Below are 22,919 nucleotides of genomic sequence, written 5' to 3' on the forward strand. Positions count from 1 at the left end.
GGCCTCCTGAGCGCTATACCTGGGGCAACAGACGATCACGCAAGGCCTTGATACGAGCCTCACAGATGCGATAAGACTCGCTGTTGAGCAAGTCGGCACGCTGTTGCTCGTCAGTCAGCGCAAGGGTATGAGTGTCGCAACCAATTCGGTGAATGTAATCACCGATGAAATCACAGGTACGCAATGACGCCCAATCTGTGCCGTCGCGAGTAAACAACTGCATTGTCAGGTAGTAATCTTCCATGTACTTCATATCATCGAAGTAACTAATGGATTGCAGATCGCACTGGTTCAGATCCAGCAGAAAACTGTGCAGCGGCGCATGGTTATGCTCGATGAAGTCGCGATAGGTTTCACCGTAATCATAAATTTTGTCACGCTTGATTATGCACCCGGTCGCCGAGTCCACCATGGTGGAGTAAACACGCCCGAAGGTTGCGTTCTTGCCGCTGGACTTGAGTTGCTCAAGCTGTGAACTGTAAGCCCACGGAAACAGCATGTCGTCATAATCAAGAAATGCTGCATAGCCACTGCCGACGGCTTTCAGCGCATCGTTCAACATCAACGAACGCAGATCCGGTGTCTGCTCTGTCGAGAAGTAACGACGAATCACCGGTTCGCAATGCTCGCTCCACGGCAGTTGATCGAGTTGCGACTGGAGTTGCGCTATTTCTTCGTCGTCCATGTCCTGGATAGCCAGAACAGGCAACACCCGGCAGCCGGATTGGGCAATCAACGAAAGCAGCGCGTTGAGCAACGACGCACGGTCACCTCGACGGTGGTAGCGCACGATGGTCGATACCGTATCGAGTGTTGTGGACTGAATTCCGCTTTGCGGCAGCAGTCGGAAACATGTGGCTTCACAGCATATTTTGTATCCGGCCGCCGGAGCCACCGGTTGTAAAGCCATGAACGCCACCTGATCCGCATTAATACTGAAGTTGACAGTACTTTCACCCTGCACAAACAGCGGATCATTTCGCACACTGGCGGACACTGCATAACCCTTGTGTCGTTCCGCCATTTTCAGCAACGACTCAATGGCCGATGCAGGAAACAGGCAAATATCACTGAACAACAACGTGAAGTCAGCATCCGCGGGCTGATGGCTGTCGACGGTCAGACCCAGCGCCATTAAAGCCTGCCGGACCTGATCATCGTTCGCTGCGATCGAACAATTCTGCAGCACGTTCGAACCTGCCAGGCACGCAAGGAATTTGCGACGCGATTCCGGTTCGGCTTCAAGACGAGCCAAGGCGTCGGAGGTCAACGTGATGTTGAGCTTCAAATCCGTGGCAAGTGCAAAATGGCTGGTCGCTGCAAACGCCTGACCGGACAGTGCGCGACCGATGGAATTGAGGTAGCCATAACCGAAGCGCGTATCCGGTTCAAGGTGTGCGCCTTCGGCCCATTCATTCCATGCGTTGACGACGACGTATCGACGATCTTCAGGCAGGTTTTGCTCGGAATAGTCGACCAGAAACTCCATCCACGTCTGGAATTTTTCCGTAGTGAAGTTGTTCAGCGCATAGGCTCTGTTGCCGTAACGAGCGGTGTTATCCCACGTCGGAACCAAAGACCGGAACAGGGTGAAATCCTTGCCCAGATCTTGTGCCATGTAATGGTCGGCAACTTCACCGTAGTTAATGACGTTACCTTCCAGAGGCCAGTACGGACGCAACTGGTTGCGAGTATCTGGTACCGCGTCAGCTGTCCAGTCGTGCAGCACCCGCTCAACCGCAGCATCCATCCCGTGGTCTTGGGGCTGCGTCGCACCGCGCGTCAATGTCGCCACCATGTAAGGCGCCTTGAGGCCGACGTTCTCGCACTCTTCGCGCCAGACTTCCAGGTATTCTTCGATATGCTCGATTGACGACGGACGATACACATGCAGCATCGGACGCCCGTCTACTTTGATGTAGCGCTCGTCTTTAAAGAACGGAATGAGATAGCGAATGAAACCACGCGCATCTTCTTTCGAGTAAACCTGACCGAGAAGAATTTCCTGCTCGTTGCCATCCCAACGGCGAGTCCAGTTTTCATTCGCCCAGCAAAAGGCAAACGGCATGTTGATCTCGGGATTGGCCACCAGCATCTGCGCTGGCTTTTCAAGAATCATTCGGCCGGTGAACCAGTAATGGTAGAAAATCAGGCCATGAACACCTGACTTCTGCATCATTTCGGCCTGTTGCTGCAACTGCGCCGGGCCGTCGAGGTGATAGTACCCGATGTCCTCGTGCGGAACGTGTTGCTGATAATGACCGAAGAACAGCGGATTGGCCGAACGAACTTTGTGCCACTCGGTAAACCCGGTTCCGTGCCATTCGTCATTTTCAGGCGTTGGGTGGAACTGAGGCAGGTAATACGCCAGTACTTTGACCGTGTCGTGTTTGATGCTGGCCGAGTAATCAACCTGCGGCTCGTAGTAGTCGCGCGGTTCGTGAGAAATCTGCGGCGCTTCCAGCTGATAATTACGCCCTTCACTGGTTGTTGTATTAACCAGCACCAAGCGCTGCAGAGTACGGCTCAACATGTCCGGCGCGACAGCGTCGCCGGCATTTGCGAAATGCTCAAACTGCAACGGCAGTTGTAACAGATCACTGATCGTGCTGACCCGCGCCCAGAACAGGCCCGCGCGTGGGAATTGCGCACCCGGGAAACTCTTGGCGTCAACTTCCGTGCACTTTTCCAGAACTGTGGCAATCACGTTTCCAGTATCACTCCAGCCAGCCTGATGGTAGTCCGCAGACTCAGCTCGGATGTCGACGGGATAAACCACTTTTGCGTCGCCAGCGAGCAATTGCAGAATCTGCCCGACATTGGCAGGCGAGCCGCAGAGGAGATCAAGACGCTCTTTGACACCCGAACCGTCGTCGTTGCCGGCGTCGTCATGCAAGTGAGCGACAACGTCGTATTCCTTGAGACGGTCACCGAACTGGACAATCAGCGATGCAATAGCGCCGACGTGTTCAGGGACGACATCAACAACCAATTGGCGCAACAGAGGAACGGTAGCGCGCAGCGGTTTATTGTCAAACTTCGACCCACCGCCACCAATGCGCGAAATGTACAGGTCGAATTCGACAGGGATGTTCTTGAGATATGCAAGCCAGTCACCGGACATTTGCTCACTGCTCAGATGAAGATGAACAGCAACCATCTGTGCGGTTGTTTTTGGAACCTCGCAAAGATAAGGATCCAGATAGTAGGGCACGACTCTCAGTACTTCGTACTCAGTCAATGCCGCATCGCCGAGAGGCTTGGCGATCTGGCTCAGCGCAAATCGCTTCTGACTACGCTTGAGTTTACGAACAGCAATCGCCAACGCGTGACGCAGCCCACCACGCCGCGCTTCACGCACAAAACGTCCGAGCAATTCCGGCTGCTGCGAAACCAGGTTCAGCAGCTGCACGACAACTCGGTGACGGCTTATTTTACGGGACAGGTAATAGTTGCGCCCCTTGGTGTCGAAAATCGGTCGCCCTTCATAATACCCATAACGCAAGTAATGTATCAGCGGGTTGATACGTCGCAGCCGTACATCTGAATAATGCTCCAGGTACGCCTTGGTGGAAAAACCAGCCGATGGATCACGCCCCTCACGCCAGCCTTGCTCGAGATAGTGCTGCAACGGATTGATACCTGCGGCACGAACGTCTTCGTTGGTACTCAGGTAGTAATCAGCATCGAACAGTTCGCTTTCAGCGGGGTTATCGCCTCGATAACGCAAGCCAAAACGTTCGGCCATATGCAAGACCAGCGACTTGAGCAAAAACCGCCCGGAAGTGTAGCGGTACAGGTCATTTTCGAGGCTCTGAACGGAGCCTTGCGACTCGGAGAGATTGGCTTGAAAGGAATCGTATTGGCCTTCAAGCCAGTGACGATATTCAATCAGTTTTGAATAATCAGCTTTTAACTCGGCGTGGATCGTCTCAAGCTTGCCATGAGCACTGGCAAGTGCGTTGTGATCAGCTTCGAGAGTCTCCAGGTTCTTGCCTTTCACACTCAACTGCTCGCTTAGATAAGCGTTATTTATATCGAAATGTCGCATGAGCCGGTACGCCGGCAAACGCGTGAGCATCGCTTGATAAAGCTCACTCACCGTAGCCACAACAGCTTGGTCATCTGCATGCTCATCGCGCGAAAGTTGCAAAAGCAGGAGACTGAGATTCAAGACATCGGCGGGGACCTTTTCGTCCTTGGCGAGTCCATCAAGGGTAAAGCTGTTGTGTTGCAACGAATGCTGGAGAAACTCGTGCTTATACTCCTGAAACTCCGGTCCTTGGGGATCGAACGGCAGTCCCAGCGACTTGGAGATTCGGCAGAGCTGCTTCTCAGGCTCCTGAAGCATCAGCTCGTAGTTTACAAAAACTCTTGAAGCACCCTGGCTGTACTTCAAACTCAACAGCATGTGCTCCAGCCAGAGAAAGTAGCCCTTCTCTACCTCGAACTCGTTTCGTTTGACCAGCGAATGGGCAACATTTTTCGGGTTACGGAAAGCGACGACGTAACTGACCTTCAAACCCAGCTCGGCAAAGATTTCCTGCCAAAACGGTAGCAGTCTCGACATCCGAGGGTCTTTTACACCGAAACATTTTATGTCCGCGACTTTCTCGCGCAGATGCTCGATGGCACGAATTTTATGGCTTTGAGTGATTGGTGAACTCAACTCTTCCGGGCTGATGGGTACCAAGCTATCCCAGGCGTGACCCAGGTCGGCCAGCAACTCTTCGTTGTACGCAGTGATCGTCGCATCTTCGAAGAAGCCCTTTTCATTATTGCCAGACTCAGCGGGCAATAGGTTATCGCCCAAGTCGACACCAAGGACTTTTAAACCGCGCGTAATGGCACTGGTACCGCTTCGGTGCATGCCCAGAACTACGACTATTTGTTTTTCATCCATAAGATTAATTATGCTCAACACTTGAAGTGGTAAAGGCTGCAATACATTTGAAATCTACCGTCCCGGTCGCTGTGATCGCAGTTTCCGGCAGAACACGAAACAGGCATGCGTCGCTCAGGCGGTGCAGATAGGTTTCTCCCTCTCCAACGACACCCACCACCCCCGAGTTGAGAAAATAGGTGCCTGGGTTCAGGTTACACTCAAACTTGAACTCGACATCCATTTGCGCGTCGGCTGCAACGTAAGTGATAGAGTCCTGCGCATTGGCCGCACTAACCGCGCCACCGATCTCGATACCCGCCAGCGTTTTGATCATCATGCCAAAGCGGACAGCCACCGCACCTGTCGAAAACGATACGCGGTAGGTATAGCGATAGCTGTCACCACGCTTGAGGCAGTTGACCTGTTTGCCGGCGGCATTAAGGATGCGTGGATCGCTGATCAGAACCCCGTGAGATTCGTAGGACATCACGCTTTTAGATACGATATGAGGATCGAAGTATTCCTCCAGACCGTTGTCCGTGGCCTGCGAAGCCTCGACTGCTACTGCCGAACGCTGCGCTTCTCGATCCAGTTCAAGTCGCTCGAGCGCGCCTGACTTGATCGATTCGCGGATCTCGACAACCTTGCCGGCGGGTGCGTACAGCAGCTTCTGGTATTGACCGACGATGACCTTCGGCACACCCTCAGCAAGCTTCTCGCCCTTGTCCAGCAGAATCGCCCGGGTACAGAGTTCTATGACTGCACTGCCGGAGTGCGATACGAACAGGATCGTGGCGCCACTGGCTTTGATCGCTTCGATGCGCGCAAAGCACTTGCGCTGAAACAGTTCGTCGCCGACGGACAACGCCTCGTCGACGATCAGGATTTGTGGATCGACGTTAATGGCGACGGCAAAAGCCAAGCGAACCATCATGCCACTGGAATAGGTCTTGACCGGCTGATCGATAAATTCGCCGATTTCCGCAAATGCCTCGATTTCGGCAAAGCGTGCGTTGGTTTCCTCTCGCGTTAGACCCAGCACCGCAGCATTCATGTACACGTTCTCGCGGCCACTGAACTCCGGATTGAACCCGGAACCCAGTTCCAGCAAGGCAGCCACACGACCATGGGTCAGAATATCGCCATGAGTCTGATTGAGGGTGCCGCAGATCATCTGTAGCAGAGTGGATTTACCGCTACCGTTACGCCCCAAAATACCGACCGTTTCGCCACGCTCAATGGTGAACGAGACATCTTGCAGGGCCCAGAACTCACGGAAGTACTGTTTGCGGCCGCGAGCGAACATCTGCATCAGCCGATCTCTCGGCTTGTCGTAGATATGAAAGCACTTGCTCAGATTATTGACGGCAATTGCTGTATTAGAGGACATCAGCGAACCCTTTACGCGTTTTTTGGAACCACGCAAATCCTAGCCAAAAGACAAGGGCTGCAGCGATATAGTAGAAACCCAAGTGGAGAAAACTCGGCAGCTCTCCCCGAAAAAGCAACGCCCGTGTATCTTCGATTGCGGGTGTCAGCGGATTCAGTAACAACAGGTGCCGGTACTGTTCGGGCAATGCCGTGATCGGATAGAAAATCGGCGACAGGAACATCAGAACGGAAGTGCAGACTCCAATGATCTGACTCACATCCCTGAGGTAAACCCCAATCGAGGCTAGAAACCAGACCAGCCCCACAACGAAAATCATCAGGGGCGCGAGAAATACCGGCAACAGCAAAACCGTGTACTGCAACTTTCCGAAGAAAATCAGGTAAGCAATCAACCACACGCTAAGACTGACAAGGAAATGAAACATGGCGGCGCCCAGCGTTACCCAAGGAAGAATTTCCAGCGGGAACACCACTTTCTTTACGTAGTTGACGTTGCCGACAATCAGACCGGGAGCCCGGTTAATGCACTCGGCGAACAGATTGAACACGATCAGGCCGGCAAACAGCATGAGCGCGAACTCGGTCTTCGAGCTGCTATCCACACTCCATCGGGCTTTGAACACGACGCTGAATACAAAGGTGTAGATCACCAGCATCACAATCGGGTTGAACAATGACCACAGCATGCCCATGATCGAGCCGCGATAGCGTCCGACAATTTCCCGCTGCACCAGCGCTCGAATGAGACCTTTATTGCGCCAGATGCCATTGAGCATCTCCTTGGGCGAAGTCGAAAAGTTCAGCATTTTTTAAAAACCTCAATAAATCCGAGGGAGTTTAAATTCCCCAGCAAACTCTCTCGCCCAACCATTACTTGAATTACCACAGAACTCTTCCTGAAAGGAGCCAAGCCCGGCTGCGTGTCAGATTCCATTGAACAACGTCGCCAAAACCAGCCCAAGGTTGCCCCATAAGGATTGCCGGTAGACCCCGGATCGTCGTAACCAGATGACCCGGGCCAATCCTCGAGAGCTTCGCGCTCGCTGAAACCGATCCAGCCTCATCCGGCTTTCTTCATTCAACTGGAACCGGATCGATTCCAGTGCTGCAATATTCTTTTGATTCCAGCCACGAAAACGACCGCGAAACTGCATGCGAACCCGCATCAACTGCACCATCACGCCCGACGCAGCACCGATGACATTCGCATCATGTTGCCTGTAGAGAATCGTCGGGCTGGTATCGTAAATGACACTGCCGCCCGCACCGGCAACGAGGAGATAGGCCCACCAGTCATGCGATACCACATCCAGATTCTCGCCTGCCTGTTGAAACAGCCGTCGGGCCGCCTGGTTGAACACCATTGTGTTTCCACCACCTACACTTTGCACCAGTGCATTGGCAAATCCGACCGGACGCTCGAACAAGGGTGACAAGCCGATACGCGCTCCCTGCTCGTCAATCAACTCAGTTCTGCCACAGTACAGCGCCGGACTTTGCGAAGGCGTTTCCTGAAGTTTTTGCAGGGCGCACTCCAGCTTGTTCGCCTGCCAGATATCGTCTTGATCTGCCCAGGCGTAGTAGTCGGCTTCAATCGTTTTGTCACACGTCAATGAGAGGAAATTGGCGGCGTAACCGGACCTCGGCCCTTGACGGACAGAGAGCTTGCCGTCCCCCCAGCGTTCGGAGTATTCACGCAGCAATTCCAGGGTTGAGTCGGTGGAACCATCATCCGAAACCACGACAAACCAGTCAGGGCAAGTCTGTCGCGCGATGGACTCCAACTGCTGAGCCAGAAACCGCTCACCATTGAAGGTGCACAATAGAATCGCAATCCGCACCCTGATCCCGGAGAAATCAGGCCGACCATGATCCACATCGTGATAATCCGAATTGTCATTTTGGACAACCGGGGAAAGGGGGGCTACCACCGAGCACTCCGTTGCTGAAATGATAAAATTTTGCCTGCGACAGCCCGTCTGTTGAGGGCGAGCGACCCCTTGGCCGATCGAGCCGCACAAGGGCTCATGCGTCGCTCCAAGTCGCGCAAAATTTGCAATTATAACGACGAAGCCTTGCCATTTGATAGCCCAGTGACATTATCGTTTTCCACCGCCCGGTGCTGATATGGAAAACTGAACATTAGTAACCCTGAGCCTGGCGCTCGAACATCGACAATGCGCCACCGCGCCGGGGGCATAGGGTACCAAGCGCGCCGCGAGCAAAAAAGGGTAGCAGTTTGCCAACGCCCGAAAACAAACGGCCTCCCACAGGGAACAATCGGGCAATGCGTCCTCAGCGCTGGAGCCTGGAATCATGATGCCCCGCCGTTTGACGCAGCGCCTGCTCCACCGTGATGACAGGCGACCAGCCGAGAACCGAGCGGGTTTTACCGATATCGACCTGCAGCGAACCACACAGGCGTTGAGCCAAAGCACGCCGCCCGAGCAGCGACGCAGCACTACTCAGCAGCCATGAGGGCACTGGCAGTAAATATGATTTTACGCTCAGCGCAACGGCCATACGGCGGAGCAGTTGGGAGGTAGAAAGATCCTCCCCATCGCTGACCAGGAATACCTGTCCGGCAGCAGCCGGATGACGAATGCAGACGGCAATCAAATCGACCAGGTTGCCGATCGCAACCAGACTGCGCTGATTATTTATCCCGCCGAGCGGAAGTGGCACCCTCCGGTCGAGCCAACGCATCATATTGAAAAAGTTGGCTTTGACACCTGGCCCATAGATCAGGGGCGGCCGAATGATGACAACCTCCATTCCCGTCTCTTTGCCGACCTGCATCAACTGCTCTTCGGCCTCCCATTTGGATACGCCATACGGGTCAACGGGGGCGGGTCGATCATCAGCACAAAATGGTTGCCCAGGCTGGGTCATCTCGCCATTGACCTTGATCGAACTGATAAAGATGAACCGCCTGACGCCCGCGCTCGCGGCATGCCGGGCAAGGCGCACAGAGCCCTCGACGTTTATCCTGCGAAACTCCTGCAGCGGATCGGCCGCCACATCGTTCATCACATGCACACGCGCCGCGCAGTGAATGACTACTTCGACACGCTCAAGGCCCGGCAAGGCGCGATCCCCCTCCAGATCGAATGCAACGACCGGACAGAGTCCACTCAGCCTCGTCTCACCACGAACAGCAGCGACAGGTGTGAACACTTTGTCTCGCAATAAACGAAAGATCAGCGCCTCACCCACAAAACCGGTTGCGCCTGTTACCAGAACTCGTGGACCGCTCATTTGGCTTTTTTTCCAACTACCGCCGTCGCCCAGCAGATACAAAAGAAGAACAACTTATCGCGCACTCGGCGTCGACATTTCCAGGCACTCATTGAAAGCCTCAACAGCTGCCACCTCGACAACGAAAACCACTGCTTGACGAAAGCATCATGTTCAAGCCCAACCAAACGCGTGATCGTTTTAACTTGTGAAAACCACCAGCCGTCATGGATGGTCTTGTAGCGCGCAATCAGCGAGTTGATGCCCGTATTGGCCCCCACCTGATTTCGCTCGTGCTGGCGATAGTCCATCGAAGGCTGCTCATCAATGAACCACTCGAAACCTCTACTTCGAGCAAAGGCGTAGCAGTACCAATCATGGAGACTGACTTCCTGCAACTCGCTCCAGTTGGCAAGCATGCAGGCCTTGAGCGGACTCGATAGCTGGCGACTGAACACATACGTGCACCCCGGACCAGCCGCCTCGAACAGAAAATCCCAAGCAGTATGAGGCTGAGCCTTATCGAGTAGATGTGTGCGGCCGTCTGGCCAGAATGCAACAACGTTACTTGAGTAGGCGTCTACTTGCCGATCACCGATCTGACGGATTGCTCGCTCAAGTTTTCCCGGATACCAGACATCATCCTGATCGGCGAACGCGACAAACTCGTACTCTTCAATCGGTACATCGCGAATCAACCTGAAGAAGTTGCGTGAGGCTCCACCGAAAGTACCAGCGCCAGGCAGCACGACGACGGCAGGATGCCGAGCCGCATAGGCATGACACCACGACTCGGTTCCATCCGTTGAAGAGTCAACACTGATATGAACGGTTACATCGACGCCAGACTGCTCAAGAATCGAATCCAGTTGCTCTTCGATCCATTGCATTCCATTGAAGGCTGCCAGCAAAACCGCAACCTTGGGATGTTTTACTGGCATAGCTTTCCTGCTCGGACTGGTTGAACGCTCCCACTCGAAACGAGGTGTTTCAGTCAGTGGGAAGGTGAGTCCAGCAATTTTTGCAAATACTGGCCGTAGCCGGTTTTCTTCAAGGCGTCGGCCTGCACTGCCAACTGTTCTGAAGTGATCCAGCCATTGTGGTATGCAATTTCTTCCAGGCACGCCACTTTCAAGCCTTGACGCTGCTCAATGGTGTGGACGAAGTGACTCGCCTCAAGCAGAGAATCATGGGTGCCTGTATCCAACCACGCAAAACCACGCCCCAGCATCTCGACATTAAGGGTTTGCTGTTCGAGATAAGCACGATTCACATCGGTGATTTCCAGCTCGCCGCGCTCGGACGGCTTGATCTTCTTCGCAATATCGACGACTTGATTGTCGTAGAAATACAGACCTGTGACTGCGTAGCTCGATTTCGGTTTAACCGGCTTTTCTTCGATACTCAGCGCTCGACCAGCAGCATCAAACTCCACAACACCGAAACGCTCAGGATCGGAAACATGGTATCCAAAAACGGTTGCACCCTGCTGACGGGCACTGGCGGAGCGCAAGTTATCGGAGAAATGCTGACCATAGAAGATGTTGTCTCCCAGAATCAAACAGCAAGGATCATTACCGATGAACTCTTCACCAATGATGAAAGCCTGCGCCAGCCCATCCGGGCTTGGTTGTTCGGCGTAAGTCAGTTTGATGCCATAGAGACTGCCGTCTCCAAGCAACTTACGGAAGCATGGCAGATCGTCCGGCGTCGAGATAATCAGAATTTCGCGCATCCCCGCAAGCATCAACACAGACAGCGGATAAAAGATCATCGGCTTGTCGTAAATCGGCAGCATCTGTTTGGACACACCAAGCGTCAGCGGATGCAGACGCGTGCCCGAACCACCGGCGAGAATGATGCCTTTACGATTTGTCGTGGTCATTTATTCAGAACTTCCCTAAGCATTCGGGTTACACCACTTTGCCAATCCGGCAAGTGTAGAGAAAAATTGTCGCGCAGCTTCTGTGTATTCAAACGTGAATTCAACGGGCGGCGCGCCGGCGTTGGATAGGCAGTGGTATCAATCGGATTGATTGCCGTGACAGCGAGCTCTTCACCATGGGCTTTGGCAAAACTGATTACCAGGCTCGCGTATCCGTGCCATGACACTTCGCCGGCAGCCGCCAGATGGTAGATGCCCGAAAGTGCCGGGCGATGCACGACCTGCTGGATTGCCAGAGCAGTAACATCAGCAATGAGATCCGCACCCGTCGGGGCACCTACCTGATCGGCAATGACGCCCAGTGATTCGCGATCCTTGGCCAGGCGTAACATGGTTTTGGCAAAGTTGTTGCCACGAGCGCCATAGACCCAACTGGTACGAAAGATCAGATGCTTACAGCCCGAGGCTGCAATTGCCTGCTCACCTGCCAGCTTGCTGGCGCCGTAATGGTTCACCGGAGCGACAGCATCGGATTCTTGCCAAGGCGTCGAGCCTTCCCCGCTGAATACGTAATCAGTCGAATAGTGGATCAGCCAGGCATCCAGCGATGCGGCCTCCTGCGCCATGACTCGACTGGCCTCACCGTTTACACGATCAGCCAGCTCAGTCTCGGACTCGGCTTTATCGACAGCTGTGTAGGCCGCCGCGTTGACGATAATGTCGGGCCCAACCTTGCGGATCGTCGCGCGCAGCGCATCCAGCTCAGACAGATCACCACTCAAACCTTCGAGCGGGTGCCGATCGAGGGCAACCAATTCCCCAAGCGGTGCCAGAGAGCGTTGCAGCTCCCAACCGACCTGGCCGTTTTTGCCCAGCAGGAGAATTTTCATACCTTGTTCGTACGATCAGCGTAGTTCTGGTCAATCCACTGTTGGTAGCTACCGCTCTTGACGTGAGCGACCCATTCAGTGTTGCCAAGATACCACTCGACAGTCTTGCGAATACCAGTTTCGAACGTTTCTTCCGGCGTCCAGCCGAGCTCGCGCTGGATCTTGCTGGCGTCGATAGCGTAACGCTGATCATGTCCAGGACGGTCCTGCACATAGGTAATCAGACTCGCATGAGGACGATGGGCAGAATCTGGACAAAGTTCATCGAGAAGAGCGCAAAGCGTATTCACAACTTCAATGTTCTGTTTCTCGTTGTGACCACCGATGTTGTACGTCTCACCGATGACACCCTCGGTGACAACTTTGTACAACGCACGCGCATGATCTTCTACGTATAACCAGTCACGCACTTGATTACCTTTGCCATAAACCGGCAATGGTTTTCCTTCAAGTGCATTGAGAATGATCAGCGGGATCAACTTCTCAGGGAAGTGGCAAGGACCGTAGTTGTTCGAGCAGTTCGTGACCAATGTCGGCAGACCATAAGTACGAGCCCAGGCGCGAACGAGGTGGTCAGAACTGGCCTTGCTCGCCGAGTACGGTGAGCTTGGCTGATATGGCGTCGTTTCCGTGAAGAGATCCTCCGGACCTTCAAGATCTCCGTAAACTTCGTCAGTAGAAATGTGATGGAAACGGAAGCTGGCCTTGCGCACATCATCCAGCGCCATCCAATATTGGCGTGCAGCTTCCAACAGTGTGTAGGTGCCAATGATATTGGTTTGGATAAACTCGGATGGACCGGTAATCGAGCGATCTACGTGGGACTCTGCAGCCAGGTGCATTATCGCATCCGGCTGATGTTCACGCAGAACACGGTCGATCTGATCACGATCGCAGATATCAACGCGCTCAAATGCATAACGCGGATCCTGGCTAACTTCTGCCAGGGACTCCAGGTTACCGGCATAAGTCAACTTATCGACGTTGACCACAGAGTCGGTAGTGTTGGAAATGATGTGACGGATGACTGCCGAGCCGATGAACCCGGCGCCGCCGGTAACTAGAATTTTCACGCGAAACCATACCCTTGAGCTGCGGACAGTGGCACGAACACTGTCTAATCCATGAATGCAGAAGCCATCAACCTGAAGGGTTCCGTCAGAGCCAGTCTGAATCGACGTGGAAAAAACCACTATCGAACAAGGATTGCATTTTACAGCTTAATGAACGTTTTACTAATGGATATGGACAGGCGACGAACCAAATTTGAATGATAGCCCGTAGTCGTCGATCTCAGACCAGACGCTTGCGCGCCGCTCTGGACGAACGTCCCAGAAACCACCCCAGAATCGGACCAATCAACATGCCAACGAGCAGTGCGATGACCACCACCACAGAGAGCGGAAGCTGGGGACCCGACAAACCGAGGAACATTAATGAGATGGACTGCTGATTCTCAAGCACAAACGCAAGAACCGCCAACACCAGCAACAATATGAAGACACCTAGAAGTATGCGCTTGAGGTTACGCACAAGTAACTCCTCGAGAGATAGCGACTGTCAAACCCCCTCCTCCTCTTCCTCATTCACCCGGTCACGCAATTCCTTGCCCGGCTTGAAATGCGGAACAAACTTGCCGTCAAGGCTGACAGACTGACCGGTCTTTGGATTGCGACCGACCCTCGGCGCACGATAATGCAGGGAGAAGCTGCCAAACCCACGGATCTCGATGCGATCCCCGGTAGCCAGGCACTGGGACATTTGTTCAAGCATGGTCTTGATGGCCAGCTCCACATCCTTGGATGAGAGTAGCCCTTGATGGGTGACAATTCGTTCGATCAACTCCGACTTCGTCATATTTTTCCCTTCTTTTTCAAGCAGCTAGATCAGCGCTTGAAAGGTTTTAGCACGCCCGGAAGATTTTGAACAGCCCAGGGATTGACATATCTTTCTCGGCATCAAAACGCCCGTTTTCAGCACACGAAAGCACTGAACAGGAGCAGCGCTCATTCAGCGACACATCACCAGCATGGTTCGAGTGACGTAGCCCGCGGGATTGAAGCCAAACGGATATTCATCCTCATCTTTGGCCTGATCAGATCGGGTGATCACCCGGTAACCCACCCCCTTGCACTCCTTCGCCGCGCGCCTTTGGCACTTCTCCCAACCCGACCCCAAACCGGAGCAGTCAATCTCGATACCACTGACGCCACGCACCGCATGCGTCTTGGCACTGGTGGTACAGCCAGCCAAAATCAACACAGCAATCAACACAATAAATCTGTTCATCCACTTCCTTATGCCAGGCAACGCCCGACTACTGCACGACTACTACCACAGCTTAGTCGCGAATAGGCGATTGATCCGATTAAAGAAACAGACAACCCGCTGAAGTGATTGGTTTCACCGTAGCCTCCCCCACCAAATCGCAGGCACAAAAAAGGGCGACCGAAGTCGCCCTTTTTCATGATCAAGCAGAACTTAGTTCTGTTTGGCCATTGCTTGCTTCAACAGAGCAGCCATGGTGGTATCGGCTGGAGCTTCCTGAACGGAGTTCAGGCTCTGGATAGCTTCTTTCTCTTCAGCGTCATCTTTCGACTTGATCGAGAGCTGGATTACGCGGCTCTTGCGGTCAACGCTGATGATCTTGGCTTCAACTTCCTGGCCTTCTTTCAGAACGTTGCGCGCGTCTTCAACGCGGTCACGGCTGATTTCGGAGGCTTTCAGGGTCGCTTCGATGTCGTCAGCCAGAACGATGATGGCGCCTTTGGCGTCAACTTCTTTCACGGTGCCTTTAACGATAGCGCCTTTGTCGTTAACCGAGACGTACTCGGAGAACGGATCGCTTTCCAGTTGCTTGATGCCCAGGGAGATGCGCTCGCGCTCTGGATCAACCGACAGGATGACTGTGTCCAGCTCGTCGCCCTTCTTGAAACGACGTACGGCTTCTTCGCCCACTTCGTTCCAGGAGATGTCGGACAGATGAACCAGACCGTCGATGCCGCCGTCCAGACCAATGAAGATACCGAAATCGGTGATCGACTTGATGGTGCCGGAGATCTTGTCGCCCTTGTTGAACTGGCCAGAGAAGTCTTCCCATGGGTTCGACTTGCACTGCTTGATGCCCAGGGAGATACGACGACGCTCTTCGTCGATGTCCAGAACCATGACTTCCACTTCGTCGCCGACTTGTACGACTTTCGAAGGGTGGATGTTCTTGTTGGTCCAGTCCATTTCCGAAACGTGCACCAGACCTTCAACGCCTTCTTCCAGCTCAGCGAAGCAGCCGTAGTCGGTCAGGTTGGTTACACGAGCGGTAACGCGAGTGCCTTCTGGGTAACGGGCTTTGATAGCAACCCATGGATCTTCGCCCAGTTGCTTCAAGCCCAGGGAAACACGGTTGCGTTCGCGATCGTATTTCAGAACCTTGACGTCGATTTCATCACCAACGTTGACGATCTCGGAAGGATGCTTGATGCGCTTCCAGGCCATGTCGGTAATGTGCAGCAGGCCGTCCACGCCACCCAGATCGACAAATGCGCCGTAATCGGTGAGGTTTTTGACGATACCTTTGACTTGCTGGCCTTCCTGCAGGGATTCCAGCAGAGCTTCACGCTCGGCGGAGTTCTCGGCTTCGAGGACGCTGCGACGGGAAACGACAACGTTGTTGCGCTTCTGGTCCAGCTTGATGACCTTGAATTCCAGCTCTTTGCCTTCCAGGTGCGTAGTGTCGCGCACTGGACGGACGTCAACCAGGGAACCTGGCAGGAACGCACGGATGCCGTTAACGTCGACAGTGAAGCCGCCTTTAACCTTACCGTTGATAACGCCCTTGACCACTTCCTCAGCTGCGAAGGCTGCTTCCAGAACGATCCAGCATTCAGCGCGCTTGGCTTTTTCACGGGACAGCTTGGTTTCACCGAAACCGTCTTCAACCGAATCCAGAGCAACGTGAACTTCGTCACCGACATTGATAGTCAGATCGCCAGCGTCGTTGTAGAACTGTTCCAGCGGGATGAGTGCTTCAGACTTCAGGCCAGCGTGAACGGTTACCCAGCGAGCCTGGTAATCGATATCAACGATAACACCGGTGATGATGGAGCCTGCCTGAAGGTTCAGGGTCTTTAGGCTTTCTTCAAAGAGTTCCGCAAAGCTTTCGCTCATTTTAATTCCTGTAGATGAGGGCGAAGAATACGCCCATCTCCACACCCCAGACGGTGTGGGTTAGTTTCATTTAAAAGAAGCGCTGCAGGACTATGACTGGTCCCCTACGGCCTTCTTGGTCACCCGGCGATATCGCGAATGGCGATCTCGCTCATGATGCGTTCAAGCACCTGATCGATGGACAACTCCGTGGAATCCAGCTGAATCGCGTCGGCCGCCGGCTTGAGCGGGGCCACTGCACGCTGGGTATCACGCTCGTCGCGTGCACGGATCTCATCTAGCAGACTCGACAGACTAACATCCTCGCCTTTGCCCTTCAACTGCAAATATCGGCGGCGCGCCCGTTCCTCGGCGCTGGCGGTCAGGAAGATTTTCAATGGTGCGTCAGGAAAAACCACTGTGCCCATGTCGCGCCCATCAGCCACCAGCCCCGGCGCTTCCTGGAAAGCGCGCTGGCGCTGCAGCAGCGCCTCGCGCACTGCCGGCAGCGCAGCTACCTGGGACGCGCCTGCGCCGACGCTTTCAGTACGGATGACATCGCTGACTTCATCACCTTCCAGAATGATGCGCTGCAACTGGCCTTCGGTCGCCGCGATGAACTGCACATCCAGATGAGCAGCCAGCTTTTTCAGCAACTCTTCATTGGTCAGGTCGACACCATGGTTGTGCGCAGCGAACGCCAGCAGGCGATACAACGCACCGGAATCCAGCAGGTTCCAGCCCAGACGCTTGGCCAGAATCCCGGCGACCGTGCCTTTGCCCGAACCGCTTGGCCCATCGATGGTGATGACCGGTGCAATGTTTTTCACGACTGAGCCTCTTGTGCCACACGAATGCCGACCTGCGCGCACAGCGCGAGGAAGTTCGGGAACGACGTCGCGACATTGGCGCAATCATGGATGCGGATCGGCGCAGTGGCGCGCAGCGAGGCCACGCTGAAGGCCATGGCGATACGGTGATCGCCGTGACCATGCACTTCGCCGCCACCGATCTGGCCGCCATCGATGATGATGCCGTCCGGGGTCGGCTGGCACTTGACGCCCAGCGCCAGCAAGCCGTCCGCCATTACCTGGATGCGGTCCGATTCCTTGACGCGCAACTCTTCAGCACCAGTCAGCACGGTACGACCTTCGGCACAGGCTGCAGCCACGAACAGCACCGGGAATTCGTCGATGGCCAGTGGCACCAGCGCCTCCGGAATCTCGATACCTTTGAGTTTAGCCGCCCGCACGCGCAGGTCGGCTACCGGCTCGCCACCGACTTCACGCTGGTTTTCCAGAGTGATATCGGCGCCCATCAGCCGCAGGATGTCGATAACGCCGGTACGGGTCGGATTGATGCCGACGTGCTCCAGCACCAGCTCGGAACCTTCGGCAATCGAGGCCGCCACCAGGAAGAACGCCGACGACGAGATATCGCCCGGCACTTCAATGTGGGTTGCGGTCAGCTTGCCGCCGGACTCGACCGACGCGGTCGCGCCATCAACACTCACCGGGTAGCCGAAGCCACGCAGCATGCGCTCGGTGTGATCACGGGTTGGAGCCGGTTCAGTGACGGTGGTCTTGCCTTCCGCGTACAGACCCGCCAGCAGCAGGCAGGACTTCACCTGAGCACTGGCCATCGGCATCGTGTAGGTCAGGCCTTTCAGCTTGTGCCCGCCACGAATAGTCATCGGTGGACGACCTTCGGCAGCGGTTTCGATCACGGCGCCCATTTCACGCAGCGGATTGGCCACGCGATTCATCGGACGCTTGGACAGCGACGCATCGCCCGTCAGGGTGCTGTCGAAGTTCTGCGCCGCCAGCAGGCCGGACAACAGACGCATCGAGGTACCGGAGTTGCCCAGATAGATCGGGCCAGGTGCCGGCTTCAAGCCATGCAGGCCAACGCCGTGAATAGTGACGCGACCGTGGTGCGGGCCTTCGATGACCACGCCCATGTCGCGAAATGCCTGCAAGGTCGCCAGGGCATCTTCACCCTCGAGGAAACCTTCCACCTCGGTCACGCCTTCGGCCAGCGAGCCGAGCATGATCGAGCGGTGGGAAATCGATTTGTCACCTGGTACGCGAATCCGACCGGACAAGCGGCCACCAGGTTGAGCCAGAAAAATCAGATCGTTGGAATTCATAGCGTCCACATAGGCCCTGCGGGCCAGGATTTTACTGAAATGCTCGCGGGCAACCCGGGCGCGCGTGAAGACGCCCAACAATTGGTGCCCATCCCCTGCATCGACCGCGTCGCGCAAGGCGTCGAGGTCGCTGCGAAATGTATCGAGTGTGCGCAGGACAGCCTCGCGGTTGGCGAGGAAGATGTCGTGCCACATCACCGGGTCGCTTCCGGCGATTCTTGTGAAATCGCGGAAACCGCCCGCAGCGTAACGGAAGATCTCAAGGTTTTCATTGCGTTTGGCCAACGAGTCGACCAGACCGAAGGCCAGCAAGTGCGGCAGATGACTGGTCGCAGCCAACACTTCGTCGTGGCGCTCGACCTGCATATGCTCGACATCGGCACCCAGCTCGCGCCACAAGCGATCAACCACCGCCAGTGCGGCCGGATCGGTTTGCGCGAGCGGGGTCAGAATCACCTTGTGCCGACGGAACAGCTCAGAGTTGGAGGCTTCCACCCCGCTCTGCTCGGAACCGGCAATCGGATGGCCCGGCACGAAACGCCCCGGCATGCCGCCGAACGCCTCGGTCGCCGCGCGCACCACATTGCCCTTGGCGCTGCCGACATCGGTCAGAATCGCCTGACCCAAATCGACACTCGCCAGACGCGCGAGCACCTTCTCCATGGCCAGAATCGGCACTGCCAGCTGAATCACGTCAGCACCCTGACACGCAGCAATCAGGTCGTCTTCGCAACGGTCGACCACACCCAACTCGACCGCCAGCTTGCGCGATTGCGGGTCGAGATCGACCCCGACCACTTCACGGCAGATGCCGCTTTCACGCAAGCCTTTGGCAAACGAACCACCGATCAACCCCAGACCGACCACCACAAGGCGACCGATCATAGGTGCAGCAGATTGCAGAGCAGTGACATCACCCACGAGCCAGAACCTTGCGCAGCGCTTCAAGGAAGCGGCTGTTTTCCGCCGGCAGACCGATGGTCACCCGCAGGTGGTTCGGCATGCCGTAATTGGCCACCGGACGCACGATCACGCCTTCACGCAGCAGCCCCTGGAAAATCGGCGCAGCGACCTGACCAAGATCGACGCAGATGAAGTTGCCCTTGGACTCGATCCAGCTCAGACCCAGCTCACGGAAACCCGCCTGCAGTTGCTGCATGCCGGATTCGTTGAGCTGACGGCTTTGCGCCAGATACTCGTCATCCTTCAACGCCGCACAGGCTGCGGCCAGAGCCAGGCTGTTGACGTTGAATGGTTGGCGCACACGGTTGAGCACGTCCGCTACTACCGCAGTGGACAGGCCATAACCAACGCGCAGCGCTGCCAGGCCATAGGCCTTGGAGAACGTGCGCGATACCAGCAGATTCGGGTACGCCGCGAGGAAATCCAGACCGTCCGGCAGGTCGCTGCCTTCGGCGTACTCGATGTACGCCTCGTCCAGCACCACCAACACATGTTCCGGTACATCTTGCAGGAACTCGTCCAGCGCTTCGGCGCCGAACCAGGTGCCGGTCGGATTGTTCGGGTTGGCAATGAACACTACACGAGTGTTGGCATCGATGGCCGCGAGCATCGCAGGCAAGTCGTGCCCCCAGTCCTTGGCCGGCACCACTTTGGCCTGCGCGCCGACCGCCTGGGTGGCGATCGGGTAAACGGCAAACGCATGCTCACTGAACACGGCGTTCAGACCCGGCGCCAGATAGGCGCGCGCCACCAGCTCGAGAATATCGTTGGAGCCGTTGCCAAGGGTTACCTGGTTCAGCTCGACGCGGCACTGCTCGGCCAACAGCGATTTCAGCGCGAAGCCGTTGCCGTCCGGATAACGGGTCAGCTCGGCCAGCTCATCGCGGATTGCCGCCAGCGCTTTCGGGCTGGCGCCCAGCGGGTTTTCATTGCTTGCCAGTTTGACGATTTTCGCCGGATCCAGATCCAGCTCGCGCGCCAGTTCGTCCACAGGCTTGCCCGGAACGTACGGCGAAAGTTGTTGCACGCCCGGCTGTGCCAGAGCGAGGAAGTTGCCACTCATTTGCTACCGCCCCTTAAAGAACTGCTTTCGGGTAGGAACCCAGCACTTTGAGTGCTACTGCTTCCTGACTGATCTTTTCCAGCACACCCTTGATCAACGGATCACGGTGGTGGCCGACGAAGTCGATGAAGAACACGTAGGTCCATTTGCCACTGCGCGACGGACGGGTTTCGATCCGGGTCAGGTCGATCCCGTTGTCATGGAACGGCACCAGCAGCTCATGCAGCGCGCCAGGCTTGTTGCTCATCGAGACGATGATCGAGGTCTTGTCGTCGCCGGTCGGCGGCACTTCCTGGTTACCGATCATCAGGAAGCGCGTCGAGTTGTCCGGACGATCTTCGATCTTTTCCGCCAGACGGGTCAGACCATACAAGCCAGCAGCCATGTCGCCGGCAATCGCCGCCGAGTTCCATTCACCCTTGACCCGCTTCGCCGCTTCGGCATTGCTCGCCACCGCCACGCGCTCGACATTCGGATAGTGCGCGTCCAGCCACTTGCGGCACTGGGCCAGCGACTGGGCGTGGGAGTAGATGCGGCTGATGCTGTCGGTCTTGGTGTTTTCACCGACCAGCAAGTGATGGTGAATGCGCAGTTCGACTTCGCCGCAGATCACCATGTCGTGCTCGAGGAAGCTGTCGAGGGTGTGGTTGACCGCGCCTTCGGTGGAATTCTCCACCGGCACCACGCCAAAATTCACCGCACCCGCCGCCACTTCACGGAACACTTCGTCGATCGCCGCCATCGGCTTGCTGATCACCGCGTGGCCGAAGTGCTTCATCGCCGCTGCTTGAGTGAAGGTGCCTTCAGGGCCGAGGTAAGCCACTTTCAATGGCTGCTCGAGCGCCAGGCACGAGGACATGATTTCGCGGAACAAGCGCGCCATCTCTTCGTTGCCCAGCGGCCCCTGATTGCGCTCCATCACGCGCTTGAGCACCTGGGCTTCACGCTCGGGACGGTAGAACACCGGCACCTCGCCTTCGGCCAGCGAAGCCATCTTGACTCGCGCAACTTCCTGGGCGCAGCGCGCACGCTCACTGATCAGTTCCAGGACCTTTTCGTCCAGAGCGTCAATACGCAGGCGCAGGGCCTTGAGTTCTTGCTCGGACATCAGCCGTGTTCCTTCTCGAATTCAGCCATGTACGCCACCAGCGCGTTGACGGCGTTGATGTCGACGGCGTTGTAGATGGAGGCGCGCATGCCGCCCACGGAGCGGTGGCCCTTGAGGTTGAGCAGACCGCGCGCATCGGCACCGGCCAGGAACGGTTTGTCCAGGCGATCGTCAGCCAGACGGAACGGCACGTTCATCCACGAGCGGTCCGACTTGTTGATCGGGTTGCTGTAGAGGCCACTGGCGTCGATGAAGTCGTACAGCGTGCGCTGCTTGACGTCATTCAGTTTGGCGATCGCTTCAACACCGCCCTGCTCTTTCAGCCACTGGAACACCAGACCGGAGAGGTACCAGGCCAGGGTCGGCGGAGTGTTGTACATCGAACCGTTATCGGCCGCGACCTTGTAGTCGAGCATGGTCGGGCACAGCGAACGCGCCTTGCCCAGCAGGTCTTCGCGGATGATGTTGACGACAATACCGCTCGGGCCGATGTTCTTCTGGGCGCCGGCGTAGATCATGCCGAAACGCGAGATGTCGACCGGACGCGAGAGGATGTCCGAAGACATGTCAGCCACCAGCGGCACGTCACCGGTTTCCGGGATCCACTGGAATTCCAGACCGCCGATGGTTTCGTTCGGCGCGTAGTGAACGTAAGCGGCGTCTTTCGACAGCTTCCACTCGTTCTGACTCGGGATGGCGAAATAGTCGTAAGGCTTGGCGGTGGCAGCAACGTTGACGTGGCCGTAGCGCGAAGCTTCGTCGATAGCTTTCTGCGACCAGATACCGGTGTCGATATAGTCGGCGCTGCCGTTTTCCGGCAACAGGTTCAGCGGGATCTGTGCGAACTGCTGGCTGGCGCCACCCTGCAGAAACAGCACTTTATAGTTCGACGGGATATTCAGCAGGTCACGCAGATCCTGCTCGGCCTGGGTGGCAATGGACACGAACTCATCGCTGCGATGGCTCATTTCCATGACCGACAGACCCTTGCCATGCCAATCAAGGAGTTCACCCTGGGCACGTTGCAGGACAGCTTCAGGAAGCGCCGCAGGACCGGCACAGAAGTTATAGGCTCGCTTGCTCACATCCAATCTCGCTCTGATTTGGTGGTATCACGCAAAAAATCACACTACCGATCAACACAGTCCTGTGGGAGCGAGCCTGCTCGCGAATGCATCACCGCGGTGCGTCAGAGGTACCGCAG

18 protein-coding genes are annotated in these 22,919 nt (G+C 55.9%); all 18 read right to left on the reverse strand.

Going from position 1 to position 22,919, the window contains the following annotated elements; genetic code table 11:
* Window positions 1-13 precede the first annotated feature (13 nt).
* Complete coding sequence (locus tag HXW87_RS23095) at window positions 14-4,903, reverse strand: glycoside hydrolase family 99-like domain-containing protein (protein WP_182401929.1); 4,890 nt, start codon at window positions 4,901-4,903, stop codon at window positions 14-16.
* Between the two features lie 4 nt (window positions 4,904-4,907).
* Window positions 4,908-6,275 carry an ABC transporter ATP-binding protein gene (locus HXW87_RS23100; RefSeq protein ID WP_182401931.1) on the reverse strand — a complete coding sequence of 456 codons (1,368 nt, stop codon included), beginning with the start codon at window positions 6,273-6,275 and terminating at the stop codon, window positions 4,908-4,910.
* Complete coding sequence (locus tag HXW87_RS23105) at window positions 6,265-7,083, reverse strand: ABC transporter permease (protein WP_239777840.1); 819 nt, start codon at window positions 7,081-7,083, stop codon at window positions 6,265-6,267. Before HXW87_RS23105 ends, HXW87_RS23100 begins: the two co-directional genes overlap by 11 nt.
* A gap of 117 nt (window positions 7,084-7,200) precedes the next feature.
* Entirely contained in the window at window positions 7,201-8,208 is a 1,008-nt protein-coding gene (locus tag HXW87_RS23110; protein WP_239777841.1) for a glycosyltransferase family 2 protein, read from the reverse strand.
* Window positions 8,209-8,572: 364 nt separating this feature from the next.
* Window positions 8,573-9,535 (reverse strand): SDR family oxidoreductase, encoded by a 963-nt coding sequence (locus HXW87_RS23115; RefSeq protein ID WP_182401937.1) that lies wholly within the window; start codon window positions 9,533-9,535, stop codon window positions 8,573-8,575.
* Window positions 9,532-10,455, reverse strand: coding sequence for a glycosyltransferase (locus tag HXW87_RS23120; RefSeq protein WP_121186571.1), 924 nt, complete (start codon window positions 10,453-10,455; stop codon window positions 9,532-9,534). Before HXW87_RS23120 ends, HXW87_RS23115 begins: the two co-directional genes overlap by 4 nt.
* A 53-nt stretch (window positions 10,456-10,508) precedes the next feature.
* Window positions 10,509-11,399: a glucose-1-phosphate thymidylyltransferase RfbA gene (gene rfbA / locus HXW87_RS23125; protein WP_239777842.1), complete on the reverse strand. Its 891-nt coding sequence runs from the start codon at window positions 11,397-11,399 to the stop codon at window positions 10,509-10,511.
* On the reverse strand, window positions 11,396-12,289 hold the full coding sequence (gene rfbD / locus HXW87_RS23130; protein WP_239777843.1) for a dTDP-4-dehydrorhamnose reductase: 894 nt from the start codon (window positions 12,287-12,289) through the stop codon (window positions 11,396-11,398). The genes rfbA and rfbD overlap by 4 nt, the downstream gene beginning before the upstream one ends.
* Window positions 12,286-13,362 (reverse strand): dTDP-glucose 4,6-dehydratase, encoded by a 1,077-nt coding sequence (gene rfbB, locus HXW87_RS23135; RefSeq protein WP_239777844.1) that lies wholly within the window; start codon window positions 13,360-13,362, stop codon window positions 12,286-12,288. The genes rfbD and rfbB overlap by 4 nt, the downstream gene beginning before the upstream one ends.
* Window positions 13,363-13,582: 220 nt before the next feature.
* On the reverse strand, window positions 13,583-13,822 hold the full coding sequence (locus HXW87_RS23140) for a LapA family protein (protein WP_121186579.1): 240 nt from the start codon (window positions 13,820-13,822) through the stop codon (window positions 13,583-13,585).
* A gap of 27 nt (window positions 13,823-13,849) precedes the next feature.
* The gene (gene ihfB, locus HXW87_RS23145) at window positions 13,850-14,146 is read right to left on the reverse strand and encodes an integration host factor subunit beta (RefSeq protein WP_003189779.1); all 297 of its coding nucleotides are present in this window, start codon (window positions 14,144-14,146) and stop codon (window positions 13,850-13,852) included.
* A 153-nt stretch (window positions 14,147-14,299) separates the two neighbouring features.
* Window positions 14,300-14,578: a hypothetical protein gene (locus HXW87_RS23150; RefSeq protein ID WP_239777845.1), complete on the reverse strand. Its 279-nt coding sequence runs from the start codon at window positions 14,576-14,578 to the stop codon at window positions 14,300-14,302.
* Between the two features lie 192 nt (window positions 14,579-14,770).
* Window positions 14,771-16,453 (reverse strand): 30S ribosomal protein S1, encoded by a 1,683-nt coding sequence (rpsA, locus tag HXW87_RS23155; protein ID WP_095668626.1) that lies wholly within the window; start codon window positions 16,451-16,453, stop codon window positions 14,771-14,773.
* Between the two features lie 119 nt (window positions 16,454-16,572).
* Window positions 16,573-17,262: a (d)CMP kinase gene (gene cmk, locus HXW87_RS23160; protein ID WP_007963625.1), complete on the reverse strand. Its 690-nt coding sequence runs from the start codon at window positions 17,260-17,262 to the stop codon at window positions 16,573-16,575.
* Entirely contained in the window at window positions 17,259-19,466 is a 2,208-nt protein-coding gene (locus tag HXW87_RS23165; protein ID WP_239777846.1) for a bifunctional prephenate dehydrogenase/3-phosphoshikimate 1-carboxyvinyltransferase, read from the reverse strand. The genes cmk and HXW87_RS23165 overlap by 4 nt, the downstream gene beginning before the upstream one ends.
* Before the next feature lie 28 nt (window positions 19,467-19,494).
* Window positions 19,495-20,607 (reverse strand): histidinol-phosphate transaminase, encoded by a 1,113-nt coding sequence (hisC, locus tag HXW87_RS23170; RefSeq protein ID WP_041069377.1) that lies wholly within the window; start codon window positions 20,605-20,607, stop codon window positions 19,495-19,497.
* A 13-nt stretch (window positions 20,608-20,620) separates the two neighbouring features.
* Window positions 20,621-21,715 (reverse strand): prephenate dehydratase, encoded by a 1,095-nt coding sequence (pheA, locus tag HXW87_RS23175; RefSeq protein WP_041069374.1) that lies wholly within the window; start codon window positions 21,713-21,715, stop codon window positions 20,621-20,623.
* The gene (gene serC / locus HXW87_RS23180) at window positions 21,715-22,800 is read right to left on the reverse strand and encodes a 3-phosphoserine/phosphohydroxythreonine transaminase (RefSeq protein ID WP_239777847.1); all 1,086 of its coding nucleotides are present in this window, start codon (window positions 22,798-22,800) and stop codon (window positions 21,715-21,717) included. The genes pheA and serC overlap by 1 nt, the downstream gene beginning before the upstream one ends.
* Window positions 22,801-22,919: the final 119 nt, after the last annotated feature.

This window comes from Pseudomonas sp. Y5-11, assembly GCF_022368695.1.
GTDB lineage: Bacteria > Pseudomonadota > Gammaproteobacteria > Pseudomonadales > Pseudomonadaceae > Aquipseudomonas > Aquipseudomonas parakoreensis.

What these genes read in the sequence shown, in the direction of transcription:
- HXW87_RS23095 (WP_182401929.1), bottom strand. Translation starts at nt 4,903, where the DNA reads ATGGATGAAAAACAAATAGTCGTAGTTCTGGGCATGCACCGAAGCGGT.
- HXW87_RS23100 (WP_182401931.1), bottom strand. Translation starts at nt 6,275, where the DNA reads ATGTCCTCTAATACAGCAATTGCCGTCAATAATCTGAGCAAGTGCTTT.
- HXW87_RS23105 (WP_239777840.1), bottom strand. Translation starts at nt 7,083, where the DNA reads ATGCTGAACTTTTCGACTTCGCCCAAGGAGATGCTCAATGGCATCTGG.
- HXW87_RS23115 (WP_182401937.1), bottom strand. Translation starts at nt 9,535, where the DNA reads ATGAGCGGTCCACGAGTTCTGGTAACAGGCGCAACCGGTTTTGTGGGT.
- HXW87_RS23120 (WP_121186571.1), bottom strand. Translation starts at nt 10,455, where the DNA reads ATGCCAGTAAAACATCCCAAGGTTGCGGTTTTGCTGGCAGCCTTCAAT.
- rfbA (WP_239777842.1), bottom strand. Translation starts at nt 11,399, where the DNA reads ATGACCACGACAAATCGTAAAGGCATCATTCTCGCCGGTGGTTCGGGC.
- rfbD (WP_239777843.1), bottom strand. Translation starts at nt 12,289, where the DNA reads ATGAAAATTCTCCTGCTGGGCAAAAACGGCCAGGTCGGTTGGGAGCTG.
- ihfB (WP_003189779.1), bottom strand. Translation starts at nt 14,146, where the DNA reads ATGACGAAGTCGGAGTTGATCGAACGAATTGTCACCCATCAAGGGCTA.
- HXW87_RS23150 (WP_239777845.1), bottom strand. Translation starts at nt 14,578, where the DNA reads ATGAACAGATTTATTGTGTTGATTGCTGTGTTGATTTTGGCTGGCTGT.
- rpsA (WP_095668626.1), bottom strand. Translation starts at nt 16,453, where the DNA reads ATGAGCGAAAGCTTTGCGGAACTCTTTGAAGAAAGCCTAAAGACCCTG.
- HXW87_RS23165 (WP_239777846.1), bottom strand. Translation starts at nt 19,466, where the DNA reads ATGATCGGTCGCCTTGTGGTGGTCGGTCTGGGGTTGATCGGTGGTTCG.
- hisC (WP_041069377.1), bottom strand. Translation starts at nt 20,607, where the DNA reads ATGAGTGGCAACTTCCTCGCTCTGGCACAGCCGGGCGTGCAACAACTT.
- pheA (WP_041069374.1), bottom strand. Translation starts at nt 21,715, where the DNA reads ATGTCCGAGCAAGAACTCAAGGCCCTGCGCCTGCGTATTGACGCTCTG.